Source organism: Streptosporangium sandarakinum (genome assembly GCF_013409935.1).
Taxonomy (GTDB): Bacteria; Actinomycetota; Actinomycetes; order Streptosporangiales; family Streptosporangiaceae; genus Streptosporangium; species Streptosporangium nondiastaticum.
In genome coordinates this window covers 1,310,507-1,322,971 of sequence record NZ_JACCCO010000001.1, presented here as the reverse complement: position 1 = coordinate 1,322,971, position 12,465 = coordinate 1,310,507, and the positions used below count along the sequence as shown (strand labels likewise).

The window sequence follows — 12,465 nt, the reverse complement described above, 5'->3', positions numbered from 1 at the left end:
ACCCGCCGCCCGGGTACGGCCCGCGGCGGAAGGGAACCGGCGCGGGGCGCCGCCCGCCGGTGAGTCCCCGAGCAGCCTTTACCCTGAACCGACGGTCACATAGCGATTCCAATGCGTCACACTCCGTAGTCTCTCTGAGTCTGATCCCCAAGGACACAAAGGAGAGTGACACTCGATGCGTGCCCTGTCTTCGATGATCGCCCTGGCGGCGGCCGGAATCGTCGCGGTGACCGGTACCGCGGCCCACGCCGACTCGGTCAACCTGCGCGCCAGGGTCATGCCCGGCCAGGAGGTGATGCTCACACCCGAGCTCATGCCCACGGCCGCCTACCGCGGCAACGTGCTGGTCAAGCTGGAGAACAACAGCGTGCCCACCGAGGTGCGGGTCGCCAACTGCCGGGGCCGCTCCATCGGAAAGGTGGAGATCGCCCCCAACGACCACGCGCCCCGGGTCGCCGCGACCCTCTCCCGGCGCGCCGTCCGGAACCTGGGCCGCACGGACCAGGACGACGCCGCCCAGAGCGGCCCCGCCCAGAGCGGCCCCGCCCAGACGGACACCCGCGGCGCCACCCAGACGGACACTCAGGGCGCCTCCCGGACGGCCGCGCGGGACGCCCAGGCGACCCCCCGGACCCACCTCGCCCAGTCCTGCCTGCGCTTCAAGGTCAAGAACCTCGGCCAGACCCCGGCGGTCATCAAGGGCATCGGCTACTTCTGACCGTGCGGCGTGGAAACGACACCTGAGTGAGGCGGGGACGGCCGGCACGGCCGTCCCCGCCTCGCCGTACGCCCGGTCCCCGCCTCCCGCGGGCCCGGCCGTCCCGCGCCGCGCCGTCCGGGTCGCCGCCCGCCTCGCCGTACCGGCGAAACCGCCCCCGGCCAGGGCTCGTTCCGGCCGGATGCCACCCTGGAAGTCCGGGGACGCCGTCCCGGGCGAGCGAGAGCGAAGGGAAGGTGGCAAAGTGCGCATCGACCTCACCGACAGGACCGCGGTCGTCACCGGCTCCTCCCAGGGCATCGGTCACGCCATCGCCACCGGCCTGGCCCAGGCCGGCGCACGGGTCGTCCTCACCGGACGCGGCGCCTCCTCACTGGACGACGCGGCCGGGCGGCTGCGCGGCACGGTGCCGGACGCCGAGATCGTCACGGTCGTCGGGGACCTCGCCACCGAGGACGGCGCGGCCACGCTGGCCGACGCGGTCCCCGAAACCGACATCCTGGTCAACAACCTCGGCATCTACGGCTCCCGCCCGCCCCTGGAGATCACCGACGCCGAGTGGCGCGCCTACTTCGACGTGAACGTCCTCAGCGCCGTACGGCTGACCCGCCACTACCTGCCCGGGATGATGGGGCGGGGCTGGGGGAGGGTGCAGAACATCGCCAGCGACTCCGCCGTCGTCATCCCCGCGGAAATGATCCAGTACGGCATGTCGAAGACCTCCCTGCTGGCCGTGTCCCGCGGGTTCGCCAAGGCCGCCGCCGGAACCGGCGTCACCGTGAACTCCGTGATCGTCGGGCCGACCCACACCGGGGGAGTGGAGGACTTCGTCTACGAGCTGGTGGACCGGAGCCTGCCCTGGGAGGAGGCGCAGCGCGAGTTCATGCGCCTGCACCGCCCGCAGTCGCTCCTGCAACGGCTCATCGAGCCCGAGGAGATCGCCAACATGGTCGTCTACCTCAGCTCCCCCCAGGCGTCCGCGACCACCGGAGGCGCCCTCAGGGTGGACGGCGGCTACGTCGACGCGATCCTGCCCTGAGGGCGGGCCGCGCCCGGGACCCTTGTCACGCCAACCGATCCGTTATAGATCACGAAGTATGAGGTGTATCCGGCTTAGGCTGCGGCCGTGCCCATGATCGCTGGTCTCCGCCGAACGATCCGCCGTACGGCCCGCCGAACGGCCCGCCGCGCCGCCGCCGTGGCCGCCGCCGCGGCGCCGGTCGCCGCCCTCGCGCCCGCCGCGCACGCGGCGCCGGCCGCGACCGCGGCGGTGGTGGTCGACGTCAAGCTGACCGGGACGGGCGTGACCGTCCACGAGAAGACGGCCGACCCGGTCAAGGTGACCTCCTACACCCTCGGCAACGTCGCCTACCTCCGCCGCAACGGCCGGTTCGCCAAGCAGACCGGCTACCAGGAGATCACGGTCGCGCCGAAGGGCCGCAGGGCCGTCGCGGTGCCCACCACCTACGTCAACGACCACGATTCGGTGCTCCTCGCCGACCTGACAGCGAACACCGGCTCGAAGGTCCAGACCGTCGCCAGGCCGCTCATCGCCAAGTTCGCCCACTGGTCGCGCGACGGCGCCAAGGCGGTGCTGACCGTGCAGCGGAAGAACGGCACGAGCTGGGACACCGTCGGGTTCGCGGTCGTCGACGCCGCCGCGAGGACCACGCGGGCGGTGACCGTGCCGGGGGTGGACAGGGCGGCCAGGTTCCGCTGGGGACCCGGCGGCACGGAGGTGGTGACCGAGCATCAGGGTGGCACCCGCTTCTACGGCCTCGACGGCCGCGTCCGGCGCACCTTCGCCAAGACGGGCGCGCCCGCCGGGGGCGAGGACGCCTTCTCACCCTCCGGGAGCGCCTTCCTGACCTGGTGCCCGCTGACCTACGCCGAGCCCGTCTGCGTCTGGAACCGCACCACGGGCGCGCTGTCGGCCAAGGTGAACATCCGCGCCCAGGCCCTGCTGGGCTGGTGGGACGACAGGCACCTCATCGCCGTCGTCCCGTCCGGCACCGCCTACCGGGCCGTCGTCGCCGACCTCACCGGGAAGAGCACACGAGTGCTGGCCGACATCCCCGCCGCCGACTGGAAGGCCAGGGTCTACCTCAGCTACACCCGCCCCTGACCCGCCGTCCCGGCCTCCTCCGGACCGCCGCGCGCACCTCGCCGCCCGGCGGGCCGTCTCCGCGTCGCGGGCCGTTCCCGCGCCGCCGGCCATACGGCGGTCTCACCCGGAGGCCGCGGCCCCGCTCGGGGCCGGGGCGTGAACCTCCGGGGTCCGGCGGGCCCGCCGCCAGCCCGCCGCGGCGAGCAGGCCGGCGAGGCAGCCCCCCGCGCCCGCGACCGCGAGCGTCCGGGAGACGCCGAGGTGGTCGGCGAGGACCCCGCTGAGGATCATGCCCACTCCCTGCGCGCCGGTGAGGGCCGAGCCGGCCAGCCCGAGCAGCCGGCCGCGCCGCTCGGGCGGGGCGAGCCTGGTGAACTCGGTGTTGGCCGTCACCTGGTAGGCGCTGAGCAGCCCGCTGAGCGCCCACAGCGCCAGCGCCGGCACCAGGCCGGGAAGCAGCGCGGACAGGACCAGCGGGAGGCCGGCGGCCACGGCGAGCGGCCCCAGCGACGCGAGCCGCGCGGGCAGGGGAACGAACCGGGTGAACAGGAAGACCCCCGCGACGGTGCCCAGCGGGATCGAGGCCATCAGCAGCCCCACCTCCCGGCTGCCCAGCCCCAGCTCGGCGGCGTACGGCGCGGCCAGGGACTCGGGCACGACGTGGAAGCCGGCGAGCAGCGCCAGCGCGAGCAGGCTCCGCAGCGGGGGACTGGCGAGGATCTGCCGGGCCCCGCCCTCCGGGTCGCGCGGCCACCGCCTCCCACCGGGCCTCCCGGGCCGGGCCGCCGGCCGGTGGCGCAGTCCCCACCGGGCGACCGGCGCCATCAGCGCGAAGGCGGCGGCGTTGACGAGCAGGGAGCCGCCCGGCCCGACGGCCGCCACCAGGACGCCCCCGGCGGCGAACGCGACGAGGGCGATGAGCTGGTTGGTGAGGGTGAGGGCCGCCACGCCGAGGGAGTAGGCCTCACCGGTCAGGATGTCGGGGGTCATCGCCATCTGCGCGGTCCGCGCGGGTGAGTCGATCAGCTGGACGAGGAACACCAGGGCGCACAGGACCGTCAGCGGTATCCCGGGGACGGCGATCAGCGCGACGAGCGCCGCCCGGGAGAGGGCGCAGACGGCCAGCAGCGTGCGGCGCGGGTAGCGGTCGGCCAGCCCGCCCAGGACGGACCCGCCGACGATGGCCGGCAGCAGGGTCAGCGCGTAGACCAGCGCGGTGACGGCCGGCGATCCGGTCCGCTGGTAGGCGAGCACCGCCAGGGCGACCCGGGCGATCTGGGTTCCGGCGCGTGACAGCACCGCGGTCAGCCACAGCGCGCGGAACTCCGCCACGCCGAAGACCGCCCGGTACGTCGCCGGGCGGGCGGCCTCGCTCATCGTTCTCCTCGTCGGTTCGTGAAGGGACCGGCGACAGGAGGGTGCGTCGCCGGCCCCTCGTACGGCGGACCACGTCACCGACGGCGGCGTGTTCCATCCGTGATCACGAGGCGTGGACGATCACGCGCGGATCAGTTCCAGATGACGTCGCGGCGGATGCGCACGGAGCACCTCTCTTTCTGAATCGGGGGACGCGCTGGGCCTCGGAGGGCACGCGCGGGTCAGGTCCAGACGATGTCGCGGCGGACGCGCATGGAGTCCTCCTCTTCTCCGGTTCGGCGGGCGGACCGCGGTGCCGGTGAAGGCCGAGGCGGACCGGTCCGGCCTCCGGTCGGATTTCCGGCGGCCGGAGATCACGGTAATGAGGCGGACGGCGGCCGTCATTGACGTCACGCGCACGGTTCCTTGCCGATTCACGCACTCGCCGGGAGGAAAGGGGCGAGGGCGCTCAGCGGCGCCGGCGGGGCGCGTCAGAGGTACAGGCCGGTGCCGTTGTCGGTCTGCTGGGTGGCGATGGCGTGCAGGTCGCGCTCGCGCAGGACGAGGTAGATCTGGCCGTGAACCTCGACCTCGTACTGGTCCTCGGGGTTGAACAGGACCTTGTCCCCGACCTTGACCGCGCGGACGTTCGCGCCCGCGCCGCAGACCTGACCCCAGACGAGCCGGTTGGCCATCTTCACCGTCGCCGGGATGACGATCCCCGCCGTGCTGCGCCGTTCCTCTGACTCCGGCTCCACCTTCACCATGACGCGGTCGTGGAGCATCTGGATCTCGAACTTCGGGTCACCCACACCACGAAGCTTATGGGACGGGCGGGGCGGCGCCCGTCAAACCCCGGAGCCGGCCCGCGGCAGTAGGCTCACGGAGCATGACGGAGCTCTCCCCGGATCCGGTCGGCGACTACATCGACTGGTATCTCGACGCCAACCCCATCTTCGCCGCCCTCATGGGCGCCGAGGGTCGCGACAGGACCCTCGGCGACTTCACGGAGGGGGGCATCCTCGCCCGCGAGCGCGAGTCCCGCCGCTGGCTGGAGCGCCTCCAGGCGGTCCCCGGCGGGGACTTCGAGGAGCGGATCGACCGCGAGCTGGTGATGTCCGGGCTGCGCGGCGATCTGGCCCAGGGGTCCTGGCCCGCCTGGCGGCGTGACCCGTCGGTCTACACGGGGCCGATCTTCAACTCGATGTTCACCCCGTTCATGCACCGGCTGGCCCCCGAGGCCGAGCTGGTCGAGGCCGCCGTTGCCCGGCTCGCCGAGGTGCCGGGCGTCCTCTCGGCCTGCCGGGCCAACCTCGACCCCGGGCTGGCGAGCCCCCTGCTGGTCGAGCGGGGCCTGGGCCAGGCGCGGACCGCCCGGCGCCTGCTCACCGAGACGATCCCCGGCCAGGTCGCCGACGAGGCCCTGCGGGCCAGGCTGGCGGCGGCGGCCGAGCCCGCGGCGGCGGCCTTCGACGAGCTGGCCGCCTTCCTGGAGGGTTTCCGGGCCACCGGGACCTGGCGGATGGGCGAGGAACTGTACTCCACGCTGCTGCGCGACCGGGAGATGCTCGGCTACGGCGCCGACGAGCTGCTGCGCCGGGGGCAGAAGGCGTACGAGGAGCTGGACGCCGAGATGCGGGAGATCGCCCGGCTGCTGCCCGGCGGCTCCGGGGACTGGCACGCGGCCATCACGGCCCTCCAGGACGACCACCCGCCGACCCTTGAGGACATGCGGGCGGAGTACGAGGCCGAGACCGAGCGGGCCAGGAGGTTCGTGCGCGAGCGCGGCCTGGTGACCTTCGCCGATGGCGAGGAGTGCCGGGTGGTGCCGTCGCCGGAGTTCCAGCGGCCCATCCTCGCCGTCGCCTCATACATGATGCCCCCGCCGCTGTCCGCCTCCCGGCTCGGGCACTTCTTCGTGCCGTTCACCCCCGACTCGTTCACCGGCGAGCAGGTGCGCCAGCGGTTGCGCACCAACGCCAGGGCGCAGATGCCCTCCATCGCCGTCCACGAGGCCTACCCCGGCCACCACTGGCACCTGTCCTGGATGGCGGGCAACCCGCGCCGGGCCCGCAGGCTGTTCCGCACGCCGTACTTCACCGAGGGCTGGGCCCTGTACGTGGAGAAGGTCATGCGGGAGGAGGGATACTTCACCACCCCCGCCCAGGAGCTCGCCCACCTGGAGTTCCGCCTCTTCCGGGCGGCCCGCATCGTCGTGGACGTCTCGCTGCACTGCGGCGAGATGACCGTCGAGGAGGCCGAGACCTTCATGACGGAGAGGACCTCGCTGACCCCGGGCACGGCCAAGGGCGAGGTCAACCGTTACTGCGCCTGGCCCACCCAGGCCCCGTCGTACCTCACCGGCGCCCTGGAGATCGACCGCATTCGCGCCGACTACCTCGCCGCCGGCCGCGGTGACCTGCGTTCCTTCCACGACGCGCTGGCCGGCTCCGGTGGCCTGCCCCTCGGGCTGGCCCGCCGGGTCGCCATGGAAGGCTGACGGCATGCGCGAGGGCGTGGCGGGCGGGGTGTCCCCCGACGAGGCGAGGGTGCTGGCGGCGATCGACGAGGCGGAGACGGTCCGGCTGCTGGCCGAGCTGGTGCGGACGCCCAGCGTGACCGGCACCGACGCCGAGTCGGAGCTGCAGCACCGCTGCGGGCGGCTGCTCTCGGAGGCGGGCATGGACGTCGACGTCTGGAAGCTCGACCTGGACGCCCTGCGCGCCGACCCCGGGTTCCCCGGCACCGAGGCCCCTCGCACCGAGGGCTACGGCGTGGTCGCCGTCACCGGGGGCGAGGGCGAGCCCGCCCTGGTCCTTCAGGGGCACGTGGACGTGGTGCCCACCGGCGACCTGGCCAAGTGGGAGGGCGGCGACCCCTTCGGCGCCCGGATCACCGGCGACGTCCTGCACGGCCGGGGCGCCTGCGACATGAAGGCCGGGCTGGCGGCCAACCTCGCGGTCGCCGCCGCCGTCCACCGCTCGGGCGTACGGCTGGCCCGGCCGCTGGCCGTGCACTGCGTCGTGAGCGAGGAGGACGGCGGCCTGGGCGCGTTCGCCACCCTGGCGCGCGGCCACCGCGGCGAGGCGGCGGTGATCACCGAGCCGACCGGCGGGGCGGTCATCACCGCCACGGCCGGCGCGCTGACGTTCCGCGTCGAGGTCGCCGGCCGGGCCGCCCACGGCGCGACCCGCTACGAGGGCGTCAACGCGCTGGAGGCGTTCTGGCCGGTCCTCACGGAGCTGCGGCGGCTGGAGGCCGACCGCAACCGCGACCCCGATCCGATCTTCGCGGGCAACCCGCTTCCCTACCCGATCGAGGTCGGCACGGTCCGCGCGGGCGACTGGGCCAGCAGCGTGCCCGACCTGCTGGTCGCCGAGGGCAGGATGGGCGTGCGGCTGGACGAGGACCCGGCCGAGGCCCGCCGCGCTCTGGAGGAGGCGGTCGCCGGGATCGGCGATTCGTGGCTGCGCGCTCACCCGCCCATCGTGACCTGGCCCGGAGGGCGGTTCGCGAGCGGCCGGGTGCCCGCCGGGCACGAGCTGCCAGCCCAGGTCGCGGCGGCGGTGGCCGACGTCACCGGGACCCGGCCGGCCGAGACGGCGGCGCCGTATGGCAGCGACCTGCGCCTTTACGCCGCGGGCGGGGTGCCGGCCCTGCACTACGGCCCGGGAGACGTCCGCCTCGCCCACGCCCCGCGCGAGCGGGTCGGCCTGCGCGAGCTGCGCGACGTCACCCGGGTGCTGGCCCTGCTGGCGGTGCGCCGCTGCGGGGTGCGCGGCTGACCGCCGTCAGTGGACGGCGACGCCCGACTCGACGGGCAGCCCTGCCTCGACCCAGTCCTGGATGCCCTCGCGGTACTTGCGGACGTTGGTGTAGCCGAGGCCGGTCAGCCGCCGGGCCACCGCCTCGCTGTTGCCGCAGGCGGGGTTGGAGCAGTAGGTGACGATGGCGGCGTCCTTGTCGGGGAGCAGTCCGGCGGCGCGGTCGGCCACCTCGTTCTCGACCAGGGCGAGCGCGCCGGGCAGGTGCTGCTGGGCGTAGTAGTCGCCGCCGAGCGCGTCCACGACGACGACGGTGCCCGTCTCGATCGCGGCCCTGAGCTCGTCACGGCTGATCAGTGCGGTCATGGCTGGCCTCCTCGGCCATAAGTGGACTATAGTCCGTTTTTGTGAGCGACATGGAATTTAACGGACCGCGGTCCGCTTCGTCAAGCGAGCCGCCGTCGCCGCCCGCCACGCGGCCCAGGGAGCGGGCCGACGCCGCGCGTAACCGGGCGAAGGTGCTGGCGGCGGCGGCGAAGCTGTTCCGGGACAGGGGGGTGGACGGCGTCTCGATGGACGCGGTCGCGGCGGAGGCAGGCGTGGGCAAGGGCACGCTCTTCCGGAGGTTCGGCGACAAGTCGGGACTGGCCGTGGCGCTCCTCGACGAGCGCGAGCGCGAACTGCAGGCGGCGATCCTGTCCGGGCCCGCGCCCCTCGGGCCCGGCGCTCCGGCCGCCGAACGGCTCGCGGCGTTCGTGGACGCCTACCTTGAGCACCTGCTCGGCCACCTCGACCTGGTCCGGATGTCGGAGACCGCGAGCCCCGGCGCGCGCTACCGGATCGGCGCCTACCGGTTCTGGTGCCACCACGTGGCGATCCTGCTCACCGAGGCCCGCCCCGGGTGCGACGCCGGCCCCCTGGCGCACGCCCTGCTCGCCCCGCTGGCCGCCGAGCACATGACGGCCCTGGTCGCCGAGTACGGCGAGGCACGGGCCAGGGAGGCGGTCCGGGCGCTCGTCCTGGGGTGAGGCCGGAACCGCGCACGCCGGCCGCTACCTCACCTCCCTCTGCCCCCGGCCGTGGCGACCGCGGCGGCTTCGGCGGGGCCGGGTGGGGACGTCGCGGATCTCGGCGGGGCCGGGCGCGGACGCCGCGGATCTCGGCGGGATCAGGCGTAGGCGCCGCGGACCTCGATGATGTCGGCCAGCGGGAACTCCAGGTAGTCGCCCGCCTCCTCGCACCACGCGTCGAGCACGCCGCTGCGCAGCTCCCCGTGGCTGACGGTGGCGGTCAGGCCGTCGGCGAGCGTGATCGCGGCCCGGACGCCGCGGTCCACCACGAAGCCGAGCAGCGACTGCTGGGCCGTCGGCAGCCGGGAGGCCATCCGGCCGATGACCGCCCAGGTCCGGCCGCCGGCCTGGGCGATGTGGTTCTCGGCCGACAGCAGCCGCCGGGCGTGCTCGCCGGGATCCGGCGGCGGCTCGACCAGCGGGTGCGGCGGCTGCTCCAGCTCGGCGACCCGGCCGCCGGGCAGCAGGATCAGCCGCCCGTTCTGCGGCTCGTCGACGCGGGCGCGGCGGACGGTGATCTCCCCGGTGTCCTCGACCGGGACCGGCGCGTAGCCGTTCTCCCGGAGCGCGGCGAGGGTACGGTCGGCGGGCTGCGCGCTGGCCAGCACGGTGGGCGCGAGCAGCCGCAGGCCCAGCCGGGACAGTCGCCGGTGCCCGGCGATCTCGGCCAGCAGGGCGGGATCGGACGCCTGCACGATGCAGGCGACCGTGGTGACGGTGACCTCGCCGTGCCGCCTGGCCACGTCGCGCACGAGGTAGTCGAGGGGCTGCGGCACCGCGCCCACCTCGGCCAGGTCGGCCAGCAGCGCGTCGGCGGTGTGCCCGGCGTCCATCGCCCGGCGCACGCTCGCCGGGGTGAACCGCCACACCGACGCGGTGCCGCGCGACTCGCGGTCGGCGGCGCGGTCCAGCAGCTCGGCCAGCTCGGCGGAGGGCGGGCCGGTCACCACGGCGGTGAGGTCGGCGCCGAACAGCGCGCTGCGGCGCACGCTGGCCAGCGCCCGGACGGAGCACTCCACCAGCACCGGGTCGTTCTCCACCGCCGGCGCGCAGTCGTCGTTCTCGTCCCCGGCGACGGCGTCCAGGGAGGCCAGCGCGCGACCGAGGTCGGTGACGGCGTCGCAGGCGACCAGCCCGAGCATCCGCGCCTCCTCCAGCACGGCCGGGGCGCACTCGGCGAGCAGCGGCATGTCGAGCAGCGGGGCGTGCCAGTGGGCCGCCCTGACGAGCCCGTCCATGTCGGTGCACGCGGTGCTCGCCGGCAGCCGGGCCAGCACGCCGAGGACGGCGCGCCGGGCACGGGCGACCGAGGCCCCGGCGAGGTCGTCGCCGAGCACGGTGCCGTACCTGCCGTCCACCCGGCGCAGCGACGAGCGCTCCATCCGCCACCACGCCGACAGCAGCACCCGCAGCCGGGCGGCGGAGTCGTCCAGGCGCCAGCGGTCGAACTTCTCGGTCGGCATCAGGCCGCCGGCCGGCTCGTCCCAGGCCAGCAGCCGGGCCACCGCGCAGACCTCCAGCAGCAGTCGGGTCTCGTCCTCGTCGCAGCCGGTGTCCCTGGCCAGCCGCCGGACCTCGCGCACGCCGATCCCGCCCGCCTTCAGCAGCGGCAGCGGGACCTTGGCGGTGTTCTCCAGCATCGCCGAGCAGCGTTCCACCACGTGCGGGGCGGCGAGCGTCATCAGGTGGTCGACCGTCTCCGGATCGACCGGGACGCCCGCGAGGTCGGGCGGGACGGGGGTGAAGGGCGGGTGGTAGCCGGGGCCGCGTACGGCGAGCGCCACCTCCCGGGGCATCTCGGCGACGTTCCAGCTCGGCCGGAAGAGCAGCCCGTGGTCGCCGGCCCATTTCTCCGGGGTGCCCGGCGCGACGAAGCGCCCGCCGTCGACGTCGCGGACCGGGCCGTCCCAGGCGAACCCCTCCAGCAGCCGCCGGGTGCCCTCCGGCGCCCGCCCGATCATGGCCGTGACCCGGCCGGGGTCGGACAGCACCTCGATGATCCGGGTGACGGTGCGGCGCTTGGGCCCCTGCGGCAGGCCGAGCGTCCTGGCCAGGGCCCGCAGCGCGTCGGCGCTGACCGTCCAGGAGTCCAGGTAGTGGGTGAGCGGCTCGCCGAGCCCGCAGGGGGCGGTCCACCACCGCGCGACCCCCTCGGCGACGCGGATGCGCCCCTCGGCGTCGGGCCAGGCCAGGGCGTGGTCGAACAGCCGGTCGATCCAGGGGGCCACCTCGGCCTCGGGGACGCCCATGAACCGGGCCAGCTCCTCCAGCCAGACCCGGCCGCCGAGGGCGAGCGACGCCTGCGCCACCTCGATGGCGGGCAGCGGAAGGCCCCGCATGACCCCGATCACCGCGAAGCCGCTGCCCAGCCGCTGGGCGAGGGTGTCGATGCGGCGGGGCCACGGCGGGGCGATGGCGTCCGGCCGGTTGGCCAGCAGCCGGGTGAGGCGGTCTTCGTCGAGGGTCTTCAGCCAGCCGAGCAGGTCATCGTCCATCTCGCAGCTCTCTCAGGAATCTCGCGCGGGGACTCTCCGCGAGCCATAGGCATCCACGGTAATGCAGAGGGCATCCCGGGAGGCATGCACCGCGCAGAATGCAATGAGTTCCCCGCCGGTGACCATCTGTTCTCTGGCCGGGTCCCGGGGCCGCCCGAGGGGAGTCGGATGGCGGCCCCGGAACCGGGCCGGCGCCAGATGAGGGGAAGAGGCGGCGCCTTCCGGGAAGGACTGTGGGGTGTGCGGGCTTCGGGGAGGGGCTGGACTTCGGGAGGACCGAGGAGGGGGCGCCGGGGACGGCGGCGGGTCGAGGGGGCGGGTCCGCCTCGCGGGACGGGGCCGGCCGTTCTCCGGCGGGGGCGCCCGCGGCGGCCGGTCGGGCTCCGTGCCGTGGATCTCCGCGGCGGGGCGGGACGATCCACGGCACGGAGCCTAACCGAGGACGGCCCAGACGATTTTGCCGTACGGGGCCAGCGGAGCCCAGCCCCAGCGGAGGCTGAGCGAGTCGACGATGTGCAGCCCGAGGCCGCCGACGTCCAGCGGGGAGGGGTCACGGAGCGCGGGGAAGCCGGCGCCGGGGTCGTTGAGCGCGCAGACCACGAGGCCGTCCCGGCGCAGCAGGGAGAGTCTGATGGGCTCCTTGGCGCGCGCCTCGGCCAGCCGCAGGCCGTGCCGGAACGCGTTGGTGGCCAGTTCCGAGACGATCAGTTCCATGCTCTCGCTCAGGTCGGCGAGGTTCCAGCCGGTCAGGGTGCCGGTGGCGAAGCTGCGCGCCGAGTGGACCGACTCCGCGCTCGGGGGGAGCACGAAGGTGGCGCTGGCCGGAGCCGGGGACCCGGACAGGAGGTCGCGCGCGGCGTCGGGCCACCAGCCCACGGGCGGCCACCAGTCGAGCGCCGTCCACGACGTTCTGGGGGGAGCGGTTTGGGCGGACTGCACATGGATCATCATGGTG

Annotated in this window: 11 protein-coding genes; 6 read left to right on the top strand and 5 right to left on the bottom strand. The window is 74.7% G+C overall.

Annotation, left to right across the window (positions count from 1 at the left end):
- Positions 1 to 175 precede the first annotated feature (175 nt).
- The 3 genes from HDA43_RS05750 (at position 176) to HDA43_RS05740 (ending at position 2,843) form a co-directional block, all read left to right on the top strand.
- Positions 176 to 718: a hypothetical protein gene (locus tag HDA43_RS05750; protein ID WP_179818679.1), complete on the top strand. Its 543-nt coding sequence runs from the start codon at positions 176 to 178 to the stop codon at positions 716 to 718.
- Positions 719 to 962: 244 nt separating this feature from the next.
- Positions 963 to 1,757, top strand: coding sequence for an SDR family NAD(P)-dependent oxidoreductase (locus HDA43_RS05745; protein ID WP_179818678.1), 795 nt, complete (start codon positions 963 to 965; stop codon positions 1,755 to 1,757).
- Between the two features lie 87 nt (positions 1,758 to 1,844).
- Positions 1,845 to 2,843: a hypothetical protein gene (locus HDA43_RS05740; protein WP_179818677.1), complete on the top strand. Its 999-nt coding sequence runs from the start codon at positions 1,845 to 1,847 to the stop codon at positions 2,841 to 2,843.
- 102 nt (positions 2,844 to 2,945) lie between these two features.
- Here the strand turns inward: HDA43_RS05740 and HDA43_RS05735 are convergent, their stop codons facing one another.
- Both HDA43_RS05735 and HDA43_RS05730 read right to left on the bottom strand, forming a co-directional pair.
- Complete coding sequence (locus tag HDA43_RS05735) at positions 2,946 to 4,202, bottom strand: MFS transporter (protein WP_179818676.1); 1,257 nt, start codon at positions 4,200 to 4,202, stop codon at positions 2,946 to 2,948.
- A gap of 470 nt (positions 4,203 to 4,672) precedes the next feature.
- Entirely contained in the window at positions 4,673 to 4,993 is a 321-nt protein-coding gene (locus tag HDA43_RS05730; RefSeq protein WP_179818675.1) for a GroES family chaperonin, read from the bottom strand.
- A gap of 77 nt (positions 4,994 to 5,070) precedes the next feature.
- Here HDA43_RS05730 and HDA43_RS05725 point away from each other — a divergent pair, with 77 nt between their 5' ends.
- Together HDA43_RS05725 and HDA43_RS05720 are read left to right on the top strand one after the other, a co-directional pair.
- The gene (locus HDA43_RS05725; protein ID WP_179818674.1) at positions 5,071 to 6,681 is read left to right on the top strand and encodes a DUF885 domain-containing protein; all 1,611 of its coding nucleotides are present in this window, start codon (positions 5,071 to 5,073) and stop codon (positions 6,679 to 6,681) included.
- 4 nt (positions 6,682 to 6,685) lie between these two features.
- Positions 6,686 to 7,966 carry an ArgE/DapE family deacylase gene (locus HDA43_RS05720; protein WP_179818673.1) on the top strand — a complete coding sequence of 427 codons (1,281 nt, stop codon included), beginning with the start codon at positions 6,686 to 6,688 and terminating at the stop codon, positions 7,964 to 7,966.
- Positions 7,967 to 7,972: 6 nt separating this feature from the next.
- Here the strand turns inward: HDA43_RS05720 and HDA43_RS05715 are convergent, their stop codons facing one another.
- Positions 7,973 to 8,311, bottom strand: coding sequence for a rhodanese-like domain-containing protein (locus tag HDA43_RS05715; RefSeq protein ID WP_179818672.1), 339 nt, complete (start codon positions 8,309 to 8,311; stop codon positions 7,973 to 7,975).
- Between the two features lie 50 nt (positions 8,312 to 8,361).
- Here HDA43_RS05715 and HDA43_RS05710 point away from each other — a divergent pair, with 50 nt between their 5' ends.
- On the top strand, positions 8,362 to 8,973 hold the full coding sequence (locus tag HDA43_RS05710) for a TetR/AcrR family transcriptional regulator (protein ID WP_179818671.1): 612 nt from the start codon (positions 8,362 to 8,364) through the stop codon (positions 8,971 to 8,973).
- A 140-nt stretch (positions 8,974 to 9,113) separates the two neighbouring features.
- Here the strand turns inward: HDA43_RS05710 and HDA43_RS05705 are convergent, their stop codons facing one another.
- On the bottom strand, positions 9,114 to 11,510 hold the full coding sequence (locus HDA43_RS05705; RefSeq protein ID WP_179818670.1) for a helicase-associated domain-containing protein: 2,397 nt from the start codon (positions 11,508 to 11,510) through the stop codon (positions 9,114 to 9,116).
- Between the two features lie 432 nt (positions 11,511 to 11,942).
- Positions 11,943 to 12,458 (bottom strand): ATP-binding protein, encoded by a 516-nt coding sequence (locus HDA43_RS05700; protein ID WP_179822826.1) that lies wholly within the window; start codon positions 12,456 to 12,458, stop codon positions 11,943 to 11,945.
- Between the last annotated feature and the right edge of the window lie 7 nt (positions 12,459 to 12,465).